We start from the raw sequence: 18,643 nt of genomic DNA, 5'->3' as shown, positions 1-18,643 counted from the left end.
GATGAAAAATTATATTAAATATATGGCTTTGTCAGCCGTGCTTTTAACAGCTTGTGAGGCAGAATTAGACAATCCTATTGAAGATGGCGGAGTTTACTCCAGTGGTTCTGCAGATCTTTCAAATTATGTGGCTGTAGGAAATTCCTTGACTGCGGGTTATGCTGATGGTGCACTCTATGTCACAGGGCAGCAAAATAGTTTACCTAACATTCTTGCAGGGCAGTTTGCCTTAGCAGGTGGAGGCGAATTTACACAGCCGCTTGTTGATGATAATACAGGTGGACTTTTAGCAAACGGAACGCAGATTCAGCCCAACCGTTTTGTGTTAGCTGTAGATGCTGATGGAAACCCTGGACCTGTGCGTCTTCAAGGTACAGCGACTACAGATATTGCCAATGGTCTTGAGGGTTCTTTCAATAATATGGGGGTTCCCGGAGCAAAGAGTTTTCATTTGGTAGCACCGGGTTACGGAAATATCGGCGGAGTTTTGACCGGAGCTTCTAATCCTTATTTTGTGCGTTTTGCATCAGCTGCAGACGCAACCATCATCGGTGACGCAGCGGCACAAAGTCCGTCATTTTTCTCACTTTGGATTGGGAATAATGATATCTTAAGCTATGCGACAAGTGGTGGAACAGGAGTAGATCGTACAGGAAATTTAGATCCGTCTAGCTATGGTCCTAATGATATTACAGATCCTAACGTTTTTGCAAGTGTTTACAGTCAGGAAGTTCAGGCGTTAGCGGCTTCTGCTTCTGGTGGAGTGGTTTTTAATATTCCAGATGTGACTTCAATTCCATTTTTCACTACTGTACCTTATAACGCAATTCCTTTAGATGCTGCAACAGCTGCAGGAGTAAACCAAGCTTATGCACAATACAATGGAGGTCTTGCGCAGTATGCTGCTTTAGGCGTCATTACTCCGGAAGAGCGTGATGCACGTACAATCAACTTTCAAGAAGGACAAAATGCTGTGGTTATTGAAGATGAAAACCTAACCACATTGCCAAATCCTGCCGGTGGAACGCTACCAAATATTAGACAAGCAACTCCTGAAGATTTAATCGTTTTGACTGCGTCTAGTACTTTAGGTACCCTTGCAGATCCTAGTAATCCAAGTTCTGTGATAGGAGTTGGAGTGCCTTTAGGTGATGCAGATGTTTTAATTCCTGAAGAGCAGGCTGCAGTAGTTGCAGCACAAACTTCATACAACGCGACCATTCAAGCTGTGGCTCAAGCAAACGGTTTGGCTTTTGTTGATGCACGTGCGATTTTGAATCAACTGGCTTCAAGTGGAATTTCTTACGATGCGGGAACCTTGACTTCGACTTTTGCAACCGGTGGTGCTTTTTCTTTAGACGGGGTGCATCCTACGCCAAGAGGATATGCCTATTTAGCAAATCAAGCAATTGCTGCAATTAATGAAATGTACGGTTCAACCATTCCTACCGTGAATATTGGTAGTTATGGTACGGTAAACATCAGTAACTAGGTAAAACATTAAGTTTACTTTATATAAATCGCCATCGGTTTCCGGTGGCGATTTTTTTATTTTTACTCGTGAGGGAACAGCAATGCTTTTAGCTTTCAACTTCTTTTTATACTAAATATAAATCTATGAAAACGCTTATAAAACTTTTACTTACTGCGCTGGCTGTGATCATTCTAGGGTATTTGCTGCCCGGAGTAGCAGTGACTTCGTTCTTCACCGCTTTTATTGTGGCTATTGTTCTTGCGCTATTAAGGCTTATTGTAAAACCTATCTTGATCATATTCACGCTACCTATTACCATAATAACATTTGGGATTTTTCTGCTTTTTATCAATGCGATCATCATACTTATCGCAGACTATTTTGTAGGTGGTTTTGCAGTTGATGGCATCTGGTGGGCATTGATTTTTAGTTTGTTGCTATCGCTGTTTCAGTCTATGCTTTTTGCGCTAATAAAAGAGGATTAGAAGCTTGCTGAATACCAAACGCTTATAAACTTTGCGTAGATATAAAAAAGATGTACTTTTGCACTCCAAATTTTATAGGAAAATATCACTAGAAGATGAATATTACACGCGAGAATATTGATGATTTAAATGCAGTACTTAAGGTAGATATTGCAAAAGACGACTATAATGAGAAAGTACAAAAAGTACTTAAAGATTATAGAAAGTCTGCAAACATTCCTGGTTTTAGAAAAGGTCACGTACCAATGGGGCTTGTGCAAAAGCAGTATGGTAAGGCCGTTTTGGTAGATGAGGTTAACAAGCTTTTGCAAGACAGTTTGCAAAAATATCTTACCGAGGAGAAGCTTGATGTTTTAGGTAATCCGTTACCTAAAGACCAAGAAGATCTTAATTGGGATGCAGGTGATTATACCTTTGAATTTGAATTAGGTCTTGCGCCTAAGTTTGAAGTAGATCTTCAGCCTAAAAAAGCGATCACAAGCTATACGATTGTTGTTGACGATAAAATGGTAGACAATCAAATCACTACGATTCAAAAACAATACGGAAAAATCACCAGCAAGCAAGAGGTTGAGAACGATGATGAGGTTTCTGGTAGTTTTGTAAATGAAGAGGCTGAGTTTGAAAAGAAAACTATGTTTGAAGTAGCTAAGCTTAAAGGTAAAGCAAATACTTCAGCATTTGTTGGAGCAAAAGTGGGTGACACCGTTACCGTTTCAACAAAAGGTCTTTTTGAAGAAGCCGGTGACTACCGTTCATTCCTTGGTCTTTCAGAAGAAGAAGCAAAAGAGAAAAATCTTGAAGTTTCTTTTACTATTGAAGAAGTAAACCGCAGAGAGCCTGCAGATCTAGATCAGGAGCTTTTTGATAAACTTTATGGTCCTGGTGTGATCACATCGGTAACTGAGCTTAAAGAAAAAATTAAAGAAGAAGGTGAAAATCAATTCAAGCAACAAAGCGATCAGCAGTTGCTTAATGATGTAACCGAAAGATTGATCGAGAATACAGAATTTGATCTTCCTGCTGAATTCTTAAAGAAATGGATTCAGAGAAGTGGAGAGAAGGAGCTGACTTTTGAAGAGGCTGTTGAAGAGTACGAGCGTTCTGAAAAAGGCTTACGTTACCAGTTGATCGAAGGTAAGATCATCGCAGATAACGAGCTACAAATCACTTTTGAAGAGATCAAAGCTTATGCAAAAGAAATGATCAAAGCACAGATGGCGCAGTTTGGCCAAAACGATCCTAAAGACGAAGAGCTTGAAGGTATTGCAGCACGTATTTTGAGCAATCAAGACGAAGTTAAAAGATTATCTGAGCAGTTGATGAATAAAAAATTGCTTGATTTCTTTAAAGAGAATGTAAAATTAAAAGAGAAAGAAGTGACTTTTGACGAGTTTGTCAAAGAAGTTTACAACTAGTAATTCTCTAATTTATATAGTATCTTTAAGGCGTTTTAACGGTATGTTGAAACGCCTTTTTACTTAAAAATTAGTAAGGTGTTTAATACACCTTTTTTAATGAACTTTTATTTTGGAGTGCTTAGCACTTCAAGAACTTGAAAAAAATACTATGAACTACGCAGACGAATTTAAAAAATACGCGATCAAAGATCAGGGTATAAATAGCATGTACTATGATAAAATCGTAAGCAGCATGTATCCTGTAGGTCTTACTCCAAATATTATCGAAGAACGTCAAATGAATGCTGTTGCTATGGACGTTTTTTCACGTTTGATGATGGATCGCATTATCTTTCTAGGAACCGGGATTAACGACCAGGTTGCAAATATTGTACAGGCACAGCTGTTGTTTTTAGAAAGTGCAGACGCTTCAAAAGATATTCAGATCTATATCAATTCACCGGGTGGTAGTGTTTATGCCGGTTTAGGGATTTATGATACCATGCAATTTATTAAGCCAGATGTTGCGACGATTTGTACAGGTATGGCGGCTTCTATGGGAGCGGTTTTATTGTGCGCCGGAGCTAAAGGAAAACGCAGTGGATTAACACACTCTCGTGTGATGATTCATCAGCCTATGGGTGGAGCACAAGGACAAGCAAGCGATATTGAAATTACAGCTAAAGAAATTCTTACCTTAAAAGAAGAGCTTTACAATATTATTGCGAAGCATTCTGGTCAAACCTATGATAAGGTGTATGAAGATAGTGATCGCGATTACTGGATGAAAGCTGATAAAGCTTTAGAATATGGAATGATAGACGAGATCCTCGCGAGAGATTAAGTAAACCAACTTTTTTAAGTTGTTGAATACCCAAAAGATTGAATTATGGCGAAAGAAGAATTAGAATGTTCATTTTGTGGCAGAAAAAAGCCTGAAACCAACTTGCTTATTGCAGGTTTGGACGCACATATTTGTGACCGCTGCATTGAGCAAGCCCACGGGATCGTGCTTGAAGAGGCAAAAGAGTCTGATAAGAATGGACTAGATGGTGATCTCACTTTAAAAAAACCTAAAGAGATTAAAGACTTTTTAGACGAGTATATCATTGGTCAGGACTATACCAAAAAAGTTATGGCCGTGGCGGTTTATAACCATTATAAACGTTTATTACAGCCAGAAACTGAAGATGATATAGAGATACAAAAGAGTAACATTGTAATGGTTGGGCAAACCGGTACGGGTAAAACCCTGATGGCAAAAACTATTGCACGTATGCTCAATGTGCCATTAGCGATCGTAGACGCAACAGTGCTTACTGAAGCAGGTTATGTAGGTGAAGATGTAGAGAGTATTTTAACGCGGCTATTACAAGCTGCAGATTATAATCTTGAAAAAGCGCAACGCGGAATCGTATTTATCGATGAGATTGATAAAATCGCACGCAAAAGTGATAATCCTTCCATAACACGTGATGTGAGCGGAGAAGGTGTTCAGCAGGCTTTATTGAAGCTTCTTGAAGGAACAACGGTTAATGTACCACCTAAAGGTGGTCGTAAGCACCCTGACCAGAAGTTTATCGAGGTGAATACCGAGCATATTTTGTTTGTAGCCGGTGGTGCGTTTGATGGTATTGAACGTGTGATCAGCAAGCGTTTAAATATGCAAGCGGTAGGCTTTAGTGCAAGTATGAGTGAAGATGTAATAGATCGTGAGAATCTTTTAAAATACATCATTCCTAAAGACTTGAAAGATTTTGGATTGATTCCGGAAATCATTGGGCGTTTACCGGTACTTACGCATATGGATCCTTTAGATGCTAAAACCTTAAGAGCAATTCTTACTGAACCTAAAAATGCGATCATCAAACAATATGAGAAGCTCTTTGAGATGGATGATATTGAATTTGAGATCACAGGTCCGGCTTTAGATTATATCGTAAATAAAGCAATTGAATATAAACTGGGTGCTCGTGGATTACGTTCTTTATGTGAAGCGATTTTTACCGATGCGATGTTTGATCTGCCAAGTTCAGATTTGAACAGTTTTAAGGTAGATAAAGAATACGCAGAGTTTAAATTAGAGAAATCAACCATTAAAAAGCTGAAAGCAGTTTCTTAATGGGTTCGAAATAGAAAAGGACAGGCTCGGAATTTTCCGGGCCTTTTTTTGTCGCTAAAAATTTCAATATCCAAAACTAACCTTAAAATCAAAAAGTTATTTTTTACTAAGCCTTTTAGTCTTGCTGTGAACTAGTTGAAAATTCTGCAGCTGCTGCTACTTTTTCGTAAGCATAAACGTTCATTGTTCTGCTTAACGAATTTTTATTAGAGCTGAAGTAGCCCGAAGTCGAGCTTGTGGGAATGAATCGTATCTCATTAGAAGAAGAATTTATAGTCGTGCCCATATTTTTAGGTGCGCTGTAGGATTTGGTATCGGTAAACGCATAAAAAATATCATAACCACCTATAGATTCTTTGCGGTCTGAAGCAAAATAAAGTTGGGTGTTGTCAGGATTCAAACTCGGGAAGTTCTCATTAGCGCTCGAGTTGATTTGTGCGCCTAAATTATAAGGTTTCCCAATCACTCCATTTTTGAAAACCTGAACCGCATATAGATCATATCCGCCAAAACCACCCGGCATGTTACTGGAGAAGTACAGAAGCTTTCCATCGGTACTTAGCCAAGGGTTTTCAATAGAAAATCCTGAGGCGGCTACTATAATTTGTTTTTCATCGCGCCATAAATGGTTATAACTGGTGCTTTTATGAGCAGTAAATAGCGCGTAGGTATTTGGGGTAGAAAGTGTTTTGGTAAAAAATACTTGAGTTCCGTTTTTGTTAAATGTGATTCCGCCGTGATTGGTCTTACCGGTAAAAACCCCGGGCAAAAGATAAGGAACACTCCAGGTCGATTTTTGTTGCGTAAAGCCCAGAAGTTTATAGTCACTTTGCCCTAAAATGGTACGTCTGTTCAATTTTCGGTTAGAGACTACCACAAGGCTTTTTTGATACATACAGGTAGCATATTCATCAGCTGCTGTATTAAAGCTCAATTCTGTAACAGCATAGGTATTGTCTGCACTAGACATATACCTGTTTGCAAATAAAATGGGTGAGGGCACTCTTGAAAATGCTAAGTCTTGTTGACTTAGTTTGCTTTGTCCCGATAGTAACACTGTTTTCAGCGTTACTATCAGTGTCAAAGCTATAAGCTTCGAAAAGCGTGAGTAATTTGAGTTGTGATTTGTTGCATCCAATTTAAGGGAGACTGGGCGCATATGCCAATATTTTAGTTAAAGCGGAATGAAAATTCGTTAAAGTGAAATTTTGAAAGAAGAAGACTTAAGCAAAAGCTGTGTTTAAAACACGTAACTCTTCAACAAGTTCGCGAGAATTGCTAAGTCGAGGCACTTTGTGTTGACCACCAAGTTTGTTTTTCGATTTCAACCAATCGTAGAAAAGATTGGTTCGTGCATAATGAATTGTAGGGGGATTTAATGTCATGTTGTTTTTACGTTTAGCTTCATAATCGCTATTGATCTCTTGCAAAGCCTTATCAAATATATGGTTGAATTGTTCCGGATTCTTAGGAGCCACTTTAAACTCAATAAACCATTCGTGAGCACCTTTTTCTTTTCCGTCCATAAAAATGGGAGCCGCCGTATAATCTACAATTTCAGAGTTTGTGAGTGCTGTAGCTTTTTTAAGGGCTTCTTCGGCATTTTCGATAATTAATTCTTCGCCAAAGGCATTGATGTGATGTTTGGTACGGCCACTTACGCGTACGCGATAGGGATCGATAGAGGTAAACCGTACCGTGTCTCCCACGCGGTAACGCCACAAACCACTGTTTGTGGTAATCACAATCGCATAGTTCTTTCCTTTTTCAACTTCGCTAAGCGGAATGATCTTCTGGTCGGGTTCTCCGTAACAGTTCATTGGGATGAATTCGTAGAAAATCCCATAATCCAGCATCAATAAAAGATCGCTCCTCCCATTTTTATCCTGAAGCGCAAAAAAGCCTTCAGAAGCATTATAGATCTCATAATATTTAAAGTCGTGACGCGGTAATACTTTGCGGTATTGATCTCTGTAAGGTTCAAAACTCACCCCGCCGTGAAAGTAAACCTCCAGATTGGGCCAAACCTCAAAAAGACTTTCTTTACCGGTAGATTCTAAAATATTATTGATAAGCACCAGCATCCATGAGGGCACACCTGCAAGACTCGTCACTTTTTCCTGAATGGTCTCCTGTACGATCGCTTGCATCTTTACTTCCCAATCACTCATAAGTGAAACTTCATTACCGGGCGTACTGCTGAATTCTGCCCAAAACGGCATATTGTCAATCAGTATTGCCGAAAGATCACCATACGAAGTGCCGTTACTTTCATAAAGTTTTTTGCTTCCCCCCAGACGCAAACTCTTTCCCGTAAATAATTGAGAGTCTGGGTTGTTGTTGAGGTATACGCAAAGCAAGTCTTTACTTGCAGCATAGTGACAATCTTCTAGCGCTTCCGGACTTACAGGAATGTACTTGCTTTTTGCATTGGTGGTACCGCTGCTCTGCGCAAACAATTTAACCGGCGAAGGCCAAAAGATATTGCTTTCACCACGACGCGCGCGCTCGATCATTTCGTGTGAAGCCTCATAATTGGTGATAGGGACTTGTTGGGCAAAATCGTTATAGGAACGAATATCCTTAAACCCGTATTTTTTACCAATCTCTGTGTTTTTTGCTTTGTGTACTAACTTCAGCAACAATTCATTCTGAACTTCGTGAGGATATTTTAGAAACAATTCCATCTGGTGAATACGCTTTTTGAGAAACCAGCTGGCGATAGAATTGACTAAGGGTATCGGCATTTTGTTAGTATATTTGAGCTCTAGTTTATTAGGATTGATAAAAAATCACGCCTAAAAATACTTTTTTTAAATCGAATTAATTCAACATCCTTCACTTTTATGCAATACCAAGGCGTACTCACCAAAATGCAAACCGAACTCCAAAATCCGGTGCAATATTATTTGGTTTTTGAAGATGATTTTATTCACGTAAACCAGCTTTTGGATAAAGAAATACGCATCGAATTTTTAAAATATCAATGCCTCGCATGTGGTCTTAATAAGAAGATATATCGCCAAGGTTATTGCTACGAAGACTTTTATAAAGTGCCACAAGCAGCCGACTGGATTATGAAACCTGAGCTGAGTAAGGCGCATCTGGATCAGGAAGATCGCGATCTGGAGTATGAGAAAAAAGTGCAATTACAGCCGCATATTGTATATCTCGCAAACAGCAGTAATGTAAAAGTGGGCGTAACGCGCAAAACCCAAGTTCCTACGCGTTGGATAGATCAAGGTGCGCACGAAGCGATTGAGATCGTTGAGGTTCCCAACCGGTATTTGGCAGGAATCACCGAAGTCGCTCTTAAAGAACATATAGCTGATAAAACCAACTGGCGCAAAATGCTCAAGAATGAGATCGAAGATGAGAATCTTGTTGAGCAGCGTGATGCCTTAAAACAATACATTCCAGAGGAGGCACTAGAGTACTACATCGCCAGCAATCAGGAAACCAATATTGAATTCCCGGTGTTGCAATACCCTAAAAAACTGAAAAGTTTAAATCTTGAAAAGACCCCAGAGTATCAGGGTGTTTTAAAAGGAATAAAAGGGCAGTACCTCATTTTTGAAGATGGTACGGTATTTAATGTGCGTAACTGGGAAGGTTATGTTGTAAGTATCGGTGTTTCGGCGTAAAGCCCTGGTAAGTCAGGAAAAATAGCATCCTGTAGGTCTTGTAAATACTGGTCTACAGGATTTTTTATGAAAATTAATTAACTAATTTGTTAGTTTAACTAATTAATTAGTTATATTTGAAATGTTCAACACGCAAAATTAATTCCCTAAACAGTAAATTATGAAACAGTTAACCAAAGCCGAAGAAGAAGTAATGCAGATCCTGTGGGATCTTGGTGAAGCCAATGTAGCAGCGATGCTAGAGGTGATGCCTGAGCCAAAACCGGCGTATAATACAGTCTCAACAATCGTACGTATTCTGGAGACCAAAGAGTTTGTAGGATTTAAGAAGCAGGGTAGAGGTCATATTTATTTTCCGTTAGTGAAAAAATCAGAGTACAGCAGTGCTTCGATGTCTAAAATGGTCAATGATTATTTTAACGGAAGCTTCAAAAGCATGGTTTCCTTCTTTGTGAAAAAGAAAGAAATGAGCGCGAGTGAACTCGAATCTATTTTAAAAGAAATTAATAAAGACGACTAGTTATGGTAAGATATATACTCGAAGTTATTGTTTTTCAGGCCTTGTTTTTAGCTGTGTACCAGCTTTGGTTTCGCAAAGAAACCTTCTTCAATATCAATAGAATTTATTTGATAAGCACAGCGCTATTGGCCTTTTTATTGCCCTTTATGCAATTTGAATTGTTTCAGAATCAAATTCCGCTGCGCGAAAACATATTCTTTTTACCAGAAGTGGTGGTAACTGCCGAAGCAAGTGAGGTCGCAGCTGCACCGGTACCACAAGAAACAGACTGGAGTATCTATCTATTACTTTATGCAGCCGGCGTGTTTTTCAGCACGGGAATGCTGTTCAGAAAATATCAGGAGATTCAGCGCTACTTTAGGTTTAAGCGTAAAAATGATACAACGCCTAAGATGATCACCATACCCAACAGCGATGCCGCTTTTACGTTTATGGGAACCATTTTTATTGGTGAAAATATCAATGCTGAAGCGAAAGCGCACATTATGGCGCACGAAGAGGTGCATCTCAAACACTGGCACGGTCTCGACTTGATGCTATTTGAGTTGATGCGTGTGGTGTTTTGGTTCAATCCGTTGGTGTATATCTATCAAAATAAACTAGCTGAAATACACGAATTTATCGCAGATGCTCAGGCAATGCGCAAAACCGAAATGAAAGCCTATTACAATCAGTTATTAAATACTGCTTTTGGTACGCAACATATTTCATTCATCAATACATTTTTCAATCATTCATTAATCAAAAAACGAATAGTTATGTTACAAAAACAAAGTAAACAAAGAGCCGGGCTCAAATACTTAGTCCTGATCCCCATCATTGCGGGAATTCTAACCTACGTAGGATGTACCGATGACAACGGCCTTGCCGAAAATAAAGCAGCACTTACCCTTGAAGAGCAAGTAGCAGATCTGGAGGCAACTTTGGACGCTAAAGAAGAGATAAGTACAGAAGAACGTGAACTTGTAAGTAATCTTTTTAAGAAGGCAAATCAAAAGGCTTTACCACCTCCTCCACCAGCCCCATCAAAACCTAATAATGTTATGCTAGATGAGGCTCTTGTGGGAGAAGGCATAGAGGTCATTGAAGTGGTAGAAACTCAAAGTCAAAAAGTACTTAATGATGTTCCTTATGCCGTTGTAGATGAAGTACCGGTTTTCCCGGGATGTGAAAGTCTGCAAACCAATGAGGAGCGTAAAAAATGCATGTCTGAACAAGTTGCTCGACACGTAAATACAAGTTTTAATACCAAATTGGGTAAAGAATTAGGACTTAAGGGTATCAACAGGATTTATGTGCGCTTTAAAATTGATAAAAATGGTCGAGTTACCGATGTAGCTTCTCGAGGACCTCATCCTAAATTAGAAGAGGAGGCTATACGTGTCGTAAGTACTTTGCCCAATATGACTCCGGGCAAACAGCGTGGAGAGGCAGTAAATGTACTGTATTCATTGCCTATTATTTTTCAAACACAGTAGATTTAAAACCCTAAAACAGCTCCATGCGCAGTTTTTATTTATTTTTATTTTTAGTACTAGCCAGCCGGGCCGAAGCACAAGAAGTTTCGGCTTTGGCCATTGGAGATAGTTTATATGCCGTGGGTAACTACAGCAAGGCCATTGCGCAATATGAGCAAATTGCTAATAAAAACGAGCAGGTCTATTTAAAGTTGGCACGGGCCCATCAGGCAAAAGGAACTCTGGATGACGCGCTGACCAATTATAAATTGGCAGCAACAAGTACAGATGAGGTTATCGCGATGAATGAGTATGGAAAACTGCTTATCACCAAACGTCAATTTAAAGAAGCAGATAGTGTTTTTTCAGCTTTAATTTCAGTTTATCAAACCAATCCAGACTTTTATTACCAGCGCGGAAGGGCTAATGAAAATCGTCCCAGCACAATTTCAATAAAAGAACCTGATAGTATTCTGAAGCAAAAAATAGCAAAAGTGCATAAACCTTTAGAAGACTATGAAAAAGCTGTGGCATTAGACAGTACCCATCAAAAAGCACTCGCTCAAGTTGCTACCTCGTATCTAAAACGGAAGGATTATCCCGTAGTTGAAAGACTGGCGTTTAAAGCTCTAGAAAGTTATCCCACCAATGTTGAGATCATCAGCACACTTGCGCAAAGTTATTATTACAAAGGATGGAATGAAGAAGGCATCGAGTGGTTTGAGAAATTACTCGCGCTTGGGCAAGACACCCAATTCATCAGAGAAAAACTAGGGAATTTGTATTATAAAAAGCGCAAATATGAGAAGTCTGTTGAACAATATCTGGGAGCTTTAAAGTTTTCTCCAGAAGACTGGTATCTCCACGCGACACTTGCCAAATTGTACAATCATACTGCCGATCTAAAATCGGCTGAAACGCACGGGTTGTTTGCCGTTTTATATAAAGATCTTCCGCTTGATGAAGAGTATTATACTTTGGCGCGTACGTATGAGATGAAGAAAGACTGGAAAAACGCCATGAAGTACGTCAACCGGTCTTTAGAAGAGAAACCCGAAAATAAAAACGCAGAATATACCAAAGCCATTATCGCAGACAATTATTATGAAGACCGCCGGGCGGTGCTCAAACTCTACGAGGACTTTATTAAAAAATACGAGAAAGGCGAGTATGCTAAATATGACCCTGTCTTAAGGCTTGCTCAAGAACGTCGAGATAAGCTTAATGAAGAGATCTTTATGGCTGAAGGCGAAGAGGAAGAATAAGCAATGCCGATGCTGAGTATACAAAACAATAGTATTTGAAATTGCTTACAAAAAACTAGTAGGTTTTTGTAATTGAGATGTTTATGTTTGATGAAACTATTCAACTGTGTGCAGGAAGACAATTTTCGCCATACTTCTATTAATTCCTTTCTTTGATGTATTGTCTCAAAGCGTTTCTATAGGAAAAGGGGAAGAAGCAAAGATTATTCAAGCTAAAGACTTTGAGTCCGAAAATTTTGATCTGGAAGCAATTCTTGAAGAAATGAAGAATAGCATAGCGGTTAAAAATCAGGATTTAGATCATAGTGCTGCAACTAAAAGGTGTTTGAAAGAAGACTCAAGAAAAGAGCAACGTATTTGTTTTTCAAGATTTCTAGCTTCTGGGGTTTCAAAATATTTTGATGATAGCACCATTTCCATCCCAGGGAAATACAAACTTAATATTCGATGTAAAATAGATTCTGAAGGAGATTTTGTATTTATTGTTGCTGAGGGTGGTTCTCCCGAGGCTGAATTATCGGCAATAATGGCGCTTAAGAAACTTAAAGGAATTATTCCGGGTAAGCATAATGGAGAAAATGTAGATGTTTTGATTACATTTCCGATAATAGGATTAAAGCGTTAATTTCAAAATTAAAATTCCTTGATTTAGAATCAGCCAGATTTTAAACTATAAATTGCATTATAATAATTCCACAGAAACTCTTGTCAGTGAAAAATTACCTGCTTCTATCTTTTAGCCTTATCTTTTTTCTCTCCTGTAACTCAGAAAAGGGACTCAATTGTTTTCAGGCAGAAGGGGAACGCATCGAGCACGAAATCCCGGTAGAAGCATTTTCTAAGATCATTGTTGAAGAGCGTTTGCAGCTTATTGTAAAACAGGGAGAGACGCAAAAAGTAGTACTTGCCACAGGTGAAAATCTGGTCGATGATATCGAAGTAAGCGTTACCGATGGTGTTCTTACACTGTTTAACGACAACGGCTGCAATCTCGTGCGCGACTACAACATCAGCAAAGTTTATGTAACGACTCCAGAGCTGACCGAAATCCGTAATGCTTCAGGATATGAAGTGCAAAGCGATGGCGTATTGTCTTTTGACTCGTTAACCCTGACCAGCGAAGATGTTGAAGAAGAAGACTTTTATCATAAAGACGGTGATTTTAGGTTGGAGCTTGATGTGAATACGCTCAACATCACGGCAAACGGACTCAGCAATTTCTTTATTTCCGGTGCAGCCGAAACAGCAACTATTGAATTTCTTGAAGGCGATATTCGTTTTGAAGGTGAAAATTTTGCCATTCAAAATGCCAATATCTATCACCGCGGAACCAATAAAGTGATCGTAAATCCCATTCAGTCCTTGCGCGGAAGTGTTTTAAGCACGGGTGATTTAATTTCAGTCAACCGTCCGCCCATTGTTGAGGTTGAGGAGACTTATACCGGTCGATTAATATTTGAGTAGTGCGAAGCGCTTTAGTCATTTCCGCAAAGGCGGAAATCTCACAAATTTCATCCATTTCAAAATCTTGAATCTCTGATTACGGGATACTCACATTTTCCCTTCCTCACAAAATCTCAAACGCTGATTTTAAACCGTATCTTTGCAGCTTAAAACCTCAAAAATACCTCAATCTTGGAAGCTCAAAATAATAATCCATTGCAATCTGAAGCCGAAAACAAACCGCATAAAGCTGGTTTTGTAAACATCATCGGAAACCCAAATGTGGGTAAATCTACCTTGATGAATGCGATCGTGGGCGAGCGCCTTTCGATCATAACTTCAAAAGCGCAAACTACGCGCCACCGTATTTTAGGTATCGTGAATGGTGATGATTTTCAGGCGATTTTTAGCGATACTCCGGGAATTATAAAACCCGCATACGAGCTGCAAGCGTCGATGATGGACTTTGTAAAGTCGGCTTTTGAGGATGCCGATGTGTTGATCTATATGGTTGAGTTGGGCGAAAAAGAGTTGAAAGACGAAGACTTCTTCAATAAAATTCGCAATACTGATATTCCGGTGTTGCTGCTCATCAACAAGATCGATAAAGGTAATGAAGAGCTGCTTGAAGCCAGCCGCACGCATTGGCAAGAAAAGGTTCCGAATGCAGAGATTTTTGCTATTTCAGCTTTGGAAGATTTTGGTGTAAGTCAGGTGTTTGATCGTATTCTTGATGCTTTACCGGTGTCGCCACCATTTTACCCAAAAGATGCGTTGACCGATAAACCCGAGCGCTTTTTTGTAAATGAGATCATTCGCGAGAAGATCTTGATGCATTACAAAAAAGAAGTTCCGTATTCTGTAGAGATCGATACCGAAGAGTTTGTTGAAGAAGAAAATATCATTAGAATGCGCAGCATCATTATGGTGGAGCGCGATAGTCAAAAGGGAATCATCATCGGTCATAAAGGTGCGGCGCTAAAACGCATAGGCGTAGAAGCTCGAAAGGATCTCGAGATTTTCTTTGGCAAACAAGTGCATTTAGAACTCTATGTAAAAGTCAACAAAGACTGGCGCAGCAGCGAGCGCGAGTTGCGTCGCTTTGGATACAATGGGAAGTAATGGATGATAAAAAAATCAATGAAATCCTTATTCACATATCTTCTTTGCCTTTTTCTAATTAGTTGCAACTTATCCTGTGATAAGCTTAGCCAAAAGAAAGAACAATTTTTGGATGAGTTGTTTCCTACTTTTAATTCTGAATTGAGTGATACTCCAGCCAATAAAAGACGCTTTAAAGAATTTTTAAAAGTCAAGTTGAGTGACGATGTAAAGAATATTTATTGTTTTGACGACGTCATTGGAATCGATTCAGATTATATGTTTTCTTTCAATTGTAACGAAGAAACCGCACAAAAAATAATTGAAGTTCATAACTTCGAAATAGACACTACTAATTCAGATAATGCTTTCAATATCCAGCACGATTTTCATTGGTGGGATAAACAACGTATTGTAGAACTGCAAAAGTATAGTTGGACCAATGGTAAAAATTATAACAAATATTTTTGGTATGATTCTAAGCAAGAGAAGGCTTATTTTTTCGATTTTGATCTGTAGAAATAAATGAATTTAAAAAAGCCCCGCATCGCGGGGCTTTTTATTTTTATCTATGGCTGCAAGCCGGCGGTTAGCAGCATCCGCCACCGTCATAGTGAAAAGTGCTTTCACTAATAAATATATCGTCACGATCCAAAGCAGCAAGCGCACCGGCGGTTTTATCGCACACGGCCAATGGTTGGTTTTTCAATAAAACGTGGCCTTTTTTATCATCAAAATAATCTTCTGCGCCGTAATAGATGGCAGCTTTTCCGGTGAAGATACACGGACCATCCTCGGGCATAGGATCTTTAATCGCTGCCACCTCAATCGATTCGATGTAGATGAGTTCGTCTGTCGGGTAGTTTTTAGGATCGAGAATGCGATACGGCTTGCGCGCACGGATTTCGATAGTGCCAAAACCGGCATCAGTAAGTGCTTTTACATATTCTTTTATGGGTAAACTTCCGCTTAGGCATAATGCACGTAGGCGCTCGTCGTTGCGTAGCGTTTCATTCATTTCCTGCTCACAAGTAGGATCGCTCATTACGAGTCTGCCGTGAGGTTTCAGTACACGGTACATTTCTTCAATCGCTTTTTTCAATTCTTCGGCTTGAAAAATATTGAAGAGACAATTTTGAGCTGCTACATCGATGCTGTTGTCTTCCACAGGTAAGTGAAGCGCGTCTCCCTTTTTAAGATCTACAAACTCACTCTTGAACCAAGGATTCAACTCTTCAGCTTCCTCAAAGTTTTTACGCGAAGCTTCGAGCATTTCATCCACCACATCAACGCCTACCACGCCGCTTTTTTGGCGCGAGAAGTAAGCAAATTGTAAAAGCTCCATTCCCCCGCCTACGCCTACATAAAGAACCCTTGGATCATTAGTAAGATCACGCGCATTTACGGTGCTTCCACAGCCGTAATTCATCTCTTGCATAATCTTAGGGATTTTCAATCCAGGTAATTCCCAAATGGGATTTGTGGTGCAACAAAGTCCAATATCTGGAGTGAGTGCAGCGTCACGATATACATTTTTGGTGGTTTCTAAATAGCTCATAATTTCGTTTTTTTAGATTAATACCTTTAAAGTTGAATGCCAAAACCTTGCAAGCCGCTTTCGTATGCCGGCAAAATTTCGGTGTTGTCCCAAATTCCGGTGATCAGGGTTCGGGCGTATTCCTGCGGTAAAAAGTCGGTTTGCATATGTTGGTTGGCCAATTTGTAATTGTAATCCATCGTGTGATGCGTAAACTCAAATTGCCCATCCTGCTCTTCTAAGATCGCATACCACACGTGCGGACTCCCATCATTTGCCGGCATTCCGATCACTCCGGGATTGAGCCAGAGATTTTCATTCTTACTGTGATTAAAGGGTAAACCGCAATGACCGGCGATGATCGCATCGGCACCGGTTGCATCAAAGTTTTTCTGTTTAAGGGACCACTCGGTCGACTTGTAAACAAATTCTGAAACATTAAAATAGTCGCCGTGAACCATCACGAACTTTTTATCTGCAAAGCGGAATTGTATATGGTCAGGTAGAGTGGCAATAAAATCTAACGAACTTTTACTGAGTTTACTTTGTGCATAAGGAAACCACATTTGACTAAACCCATCACAGCGCGAACCTTTTCTAAAATCACAGCCGCAATCTTCTGCGCCATCTCGCAATTGGATCTCTACATTACCTAAAATACTTTGCGCTCCCCAAATTTTAAAAAGTTGTACGACTTCTTCGGGTTGTGCGCAATACCCCACAATATCCCCTGTGCACAGGCAATTTTGTGGTGCGATGTGTTTCGCTTCGGCAATATGCTTCAGCGCTTCTAAAGCTTGAAGATTGCTGTACACTCCGCCAAACAAAAGCACCTTTCCGTTAAGGTTGCCCAGATCTACCACAGTTTTATCCATGCCGGTATCATATATAAAATTAAACAACATCCCGCCGCCCAAATGTTGGCCCATAAAAGCTCGGCATAACGGCCTTCCGTTAGAACGCACCAATCGGGAATAAGCTTAAAAACCAGTAAAAACCCAAAACCGATCCCGCAAAAAACACTCAGGTAAAAACTGAGTTTGGGAGCGGGGAGTTTCCAAAATAGGAATATAGGCGTAAGGCCAATAACCATTGTTCCTGAAATGGTTGTTGCCGATAAAATTTCAGCATCTAAAAAGATAGGGATCGTTCCCAGAACCACAAGTACACACATTGCCAGTCGACCAAAACTGATGCTTTCACCTAGTTTTAAATCTACTGCTGCCAGTTTAGAAAAAGATGAAAACGTAGAGTCTAAAGTCGAAGCTGCTGAAGTGATCATTATAAAATTGATGATCAACAAGATCACGCTACCAAAAGCTTTTCCTACTTCTACAGCCGCCTGGCCTTGCATTCCCATCGCTTTAGCATAAACCCCAATAATGCTGAAAAGCACTATACAGATCGCTCCTAAAATACCTGCCCAAAGAAAACTTCTAAGCGTGACTTTTGGCGAACTTAAAAAGCCGCGGTCTGTCAAAACAGGATCGTGAAACGGATAACTCAAACTTTGAATAAGCGCAGCAAAGAGTAAATTTAAACCGGTATCAAAACTCCAAACTCCAGATTGAAGCGTGTCCGTGACTGTAAAGTTTGTAGATGAATAAATACTTCCTAAAATTACAAACAGTAAGATCCCAAAAAGGCCCATCTGCAAAACATCGGTAAAGATCGAACTGCTCAAGCCACCTTTTAGCGAATACGCAAGCGTTAACAGCGTAAAAACAATAATCGAGGCGTAATATGGAGTGCTGCCAATATCGCCAAAATAACTACCGATCACCATCGTATTGCTCCAAACCTCATTAAACAATCGTATCGCGATCAACACGGAAAACACACGCATTGCATTTTTACCGAAGCGCGAGGTAAGAAACTGATGCAAACTGGTAAAGCCACCACGCGTACGCAGCGAATAAATGATAATACCCGCCATTATAAACGAGAAATAGTATGCGGCATAAGCAACACCACCCACAATGCCAAATTCCAATCCCAGATTGGCCGCATTGGTAATACTCTTGGCAAAGATCCAAGAAATGATCAAACTACCGGTAAGCATAAGGGTATTGGGCGCCTTCTTGCGATGCGTCGCTTTAAAAAAATCATCGGTTGTTTTTGCCAAAGGCGAAAGGAAAAAGAGCGTCACGCTAGACGCGATGATCAAGATCCACTGCCAAATTGCTATATCCAAA

General features: G+C 39.8%; 18 protein-coding genes. 13 read left to right on the top strand and 5 right to left on the bottom strand.

The annotated features are described in order from the left end of the window. Position 1 precedes the first annotated feature (1 nt). The 5 genes from MED217_RS15925 to clpX all read left to right on the top strand — a co-directional run bounded on the left by MED217_RS15925 (position 2) and on the right by clpX (position 5,481). Complete coding sequence (locus MED217_RS15925) at positions 2-1,492, top strand: SGNH/GDSL hydrolase family protein (protein WP_009781578.1); 1,491 nt, start codon at positions 2-4, stop codon at positions 1,490-1,492. Positions 1,493-1,617: 125 nt separating this feature from the next. Further along, positions 1,618-1,959: a phage holin family protein gene (locus MED217_RS15920; RefSeq protein WP_009781577.1), complete on the top strand. Its 342-nt coding sequence runs from the start codon at positions 1,618-1,620 to the stop codon at positions 1,957-1,959. A gap of 95 nt (positions 1,960-2,054) precedes the next feature. After that, positions 2,055-3,377, top strand: a complete 1,323-nt coding sequence (gene tig / locus MED217_RS15915; RefSeq protein WP_009781576.1) for a trigger factor — start codon at positions 2,055-2,057, stop codon at positions 3,375-3,377. Positions 3,378-3,528: 151 nt separating this feature from the next. Beyond that, positions 3,529-4,203 (top strand): ATP-dependent Clp endopeptidase proteolytic subunit ClpP, encoded by a 675-nt coding sequence (clpP, locus tag MED217_RS15910; RefSeq protein ID WP_040532964.1) that lies wholly within the window; start codon positions 3,529-3,531, stop codon positions 4,201-4,203. 45 nt (positions 4,204-4,248) lie between these two features. Then, entirely contained in the window at positions 4,249-5,481 is a 1,233-nt protein-coding gene (clpX, locus tag MED217_RS15905) for an ATP-dependent Clp protease ATP-binding subunit ClpX (RefSeq protein ID WP_009781574.1), read from the top strand. A 115-nt stretch (positions 5,482-5,596) separates the two neighbouring features. Here the strand turns inward: clpX and MED217_RS15900 are convergent, their stop codons facing one another. Further along, on the bottom strand, positions 5,597-6,451 hold the full coding sequence (locus MED217_RS15900) for a TolB-like translocation protein (protein ID WP_009781573.1): 855 nt from the start codon (positions 6,449-6,451) through the stop codon (positions 5,597-5,599). A gap of 253 nt (positions 6,452-6,704) precedes the next feature. Then, positions 6,705-8,228 carry a GH3 auxin-responsive promoter family protein gene (locus MED217_RS15895; RefSeq protein WP_009781572.1) on the bottom strand — a complete coding sequence of 508 codons (1,524 nt, stop codon included), beginning with the start codon at positions 8,226-8,228 and terminating at the stop codon, positions 6,705-6,707. Positions 8,229-8,327: 99 nt separating this feature from the next. Here MED217_RS15895 and MED217_RS15890 point away from each other — a divergent pair, with 99 nt between their 5' ends. From MED217_RS15890 to MED217_RS15855, 8 genes are all read left to right on the top strand, one after another. Next, positions 8,328-9,125 carry a DUF2797 domain-containing protein gene (locus MED217_RS15890; RefSeq protein ID WP_009781571.1) on the top strand — a complete coding sequence of 266 codons (798 nt, stop codon included), beginning with the start codon at positions 8,328-8,330 and terminating at the stop codon, positions 9,123-9,125. Positions 9,126-9,285: 160 nt separating this feature from the next. Next, positions 9,286-9,645, top strand: coding sequence for a BlaI/MecI/CopY family transcriptional regulator (locus MED217_RS15885; protein ID WP_009781570.1), 360 nt, complete (start codon positions 9,286-9,288; stop codon positions 9,643-9,645). Positions 9,646-9,647: 2 nt separating this feature from the next. Beyond that, positions 9,648-11,123 carry a M56 family metallopeptidase gene (locus MED217_RS15880; protein WP_009781569.1) on the top strand — a complete coding sequence of 492 codons (1,476 nt, stop codon included), beginning with the start codon at positions 9,648-9,650 and terminating at the stop codon, positions 11,121-11,123. A 23-nt stretch (positions 11,124-11,146) separates the two neighbouring features. Further along, on the top strand, positions 11,147-12,367 hold the full coding sequence (locus MED217_RS15875; protein WP_009781568.1) for a tetratricopeptide repeat protein: 1,221 nt from the start codon (positions 11,147-11,149) through the stop codon (positions 12,365-12,367). A 160-nt stretch (positions 12,368-12,527) separates the two neighbouring features. Then, entirely contained in the window at positions 12,528-12,992 is a 465-nt protein-coding gene (locus MED217_RS15870; protein ID WP_009781567.1) for a hypothetical protein, read from the top strand. An 86-nt stretch (positions 12,993-13,078) separates the two neighbouring features. Next, entirely contained in the window at positions 13,079-13,831 is a 753-nt protein-coding gene (locus MED217_RS15865) for a head GIN domain-containing protein (RefSeq protein ID WP_009781566.1), read from the top strand. A gap of 171 nt (positions 13,832-14,002) precedes the next feature. Next, a complete protein-coding gene (gene era, locus MED217_RS15860; RefSeq protein ID WP_009781565.1) occupies positions 14,003-14,932 on the top strand; it encodes a GTPase Era in 930 nt (309 codons plus the stop codon). 108 nt (positions 14,933-15,040) lie between these two features. Next, the gene (locus MED217_RS15855) at positions 15,041-15,430 is read left to right on the top strand and encodes a hypothetical protein (protein ID WP_009781564.1); all 390 of its coding nucleotides are present in this window, start codon (positions 15,041-15,043) and stop codon (positions 15,428-15,430) included. A gap of 70 nt (positions 15,431-15,500) precedes the next feature. On the opposite strand, the gene arsM is transcribed toward MED217_RS15855, so the two are convergent. The 3 genes from arsM to MED217_RS15840 are packed head-to-tail and all read right to left on the bottom strand — an operon-like array spanning position 15,501 to position 18,642. Further along, positions 15,501-16,469 carry an arsenosugar biosynthesis arsenite methyltransferase ArsM gene (gene arsM, locus MED217_RS15850; protein WP_009781563.1) on the bottom strand — a complete coding sequence of 323 codons (969 nt, stop codon included), beginning with the start codon at positions 16,467-16,469 and terminating at the stop codon, positions 15,501-15,503. A gap of 26 nt (positions 16,470-16,495) precedes the next feature. Then, positions 16,496-17,323 carry a metallophosphoesterase family protein gene (locus MED217_RS15845; protein ID WP_009781562.1) on the bottom strand — a complete coding sequence of 276 codons (828 nt, stop codon included), beginning with the start codon at positions 17,321-17,323 and terminating at the stop codon, positions 16,496-16,498. Continuing rightward, the gene (locus tag MED217_RS15840; protein ID WP_009781561.1) at positions 17,305-18,642 is read right to left on the bottom strand and encodes an SLC5/6 family protein; all 1,338 of its coding nucleotides are present in this window, start codon (positions 18,640-18,642) and stop codon (positions 17,305-17,307) included. The genes MED217_RS15845 and MED217_RS15840 overlap by 19 nt, the downstream gene beginning before the upstream one ends. Position 18,643: the final 1 nt, after the last annotated feature.

Source organism: Leeuwenhoekiella blandensis MED217 (assembly GCF_000152985.1).
Taxonomy (GTDB): Bacteria; Bacteroidota; Bacteroidia; order Flavobacteriales; family Flavobacteriaceae; genus Leeuwenhoekiella; species Leeuwenhoekiella blandensis.
This window is presented reverse-complemented; position numbering and strand designations above follow the sequence as displayed.

Bases quoted from the DNA above. Each gene is read 5' to 3' on its own strand.
- MED217_RS15925 (WP_009781578.1), top strand. From the start codon at position 2: ATGAAAAATTATATTAAATATATGGCTTTGTCAGCCGTGCTTTTAACA.
- MED217_RS15920 (WP_009781577.1), top strand. From the start codon at position 1,618: ATGAAAACGCTTATAAAACTTTTACTTACTGCGCTGGCTGTGATCATT.
- tig (WP_009781576.1), top strand. From the start codon at position 2,055: ATGAATATTACACGCGAGAATATTGATGATTTAAATGCAGTACTTAAG.
- clpP (WP_040532964.1), top strand. From the start codon at position 3,529: ATGAACTACGCAGACGAATTTAAAAAATACGCGATCAAAGATCAGGGT.
- clpX (WP_009781574.1), top strand. From the start codon at position 4,249: ATGGCGAAAGAAGAATTAGAATGTTCATTTTGTGGCAGAAAAAAGCCT.
- MED217_RS15900 (WP_009781573.1), bottom strand. From the start codon at position 6,451: ATGTCTAGTGCAGACAATACCTATGCTGTTACAGAATTGAGCTTTAAT.
- MED217_RS15895 (WP_009781572.1), bottom strand. From the start codon at position 8,228: ATGCCGATACCCTTAGTCAATTCTATCGCCAGCTGGTTTCTCAAAAAG.
- MED217_RS15890 (WP_009781571.1), top strand. From the start codon at position 8,328: ATGCAATACCAAGGCGTACTCACCAAAATGCAAACCGAACTCCAAAAT.
- MED217_RS15885 (WP_009781570.1), top strand. From the start codon at position 9,286: ATGAAACAGTTAACCAAAGCCGAAGAAGAAGTAATGCAGATCCTGTGG.
- MED217_RS15880 (WP_009781569.1), top strand. From the start codon at position 9,648: ATGGTAAGATATATACTCGAAGTTATTGTTTTTCAGGCCTTGTTTTTA.
- MED217_RS15875 (WP_009781568.1), top strand. From the start codon at position 11,147: ATGCGCAGTTTTTATTTATTTTTATTTTTAGTACTAGCCAGCCGGGCC.
- arsM (WP_009781563.1), bottom strand. From the start codon at position 16,469: ATGAGCTATTTAGAAACCACCAAAAATGTATATCGTGACGCTGCACTC.
- MED217_RS15845 (WP_009781562.1), bottom strand. From the start codon at position 17,323: ATGGATAAAACTGTGGTAGATCTGGGCAACCTTAACGGAAAGGTGCTT.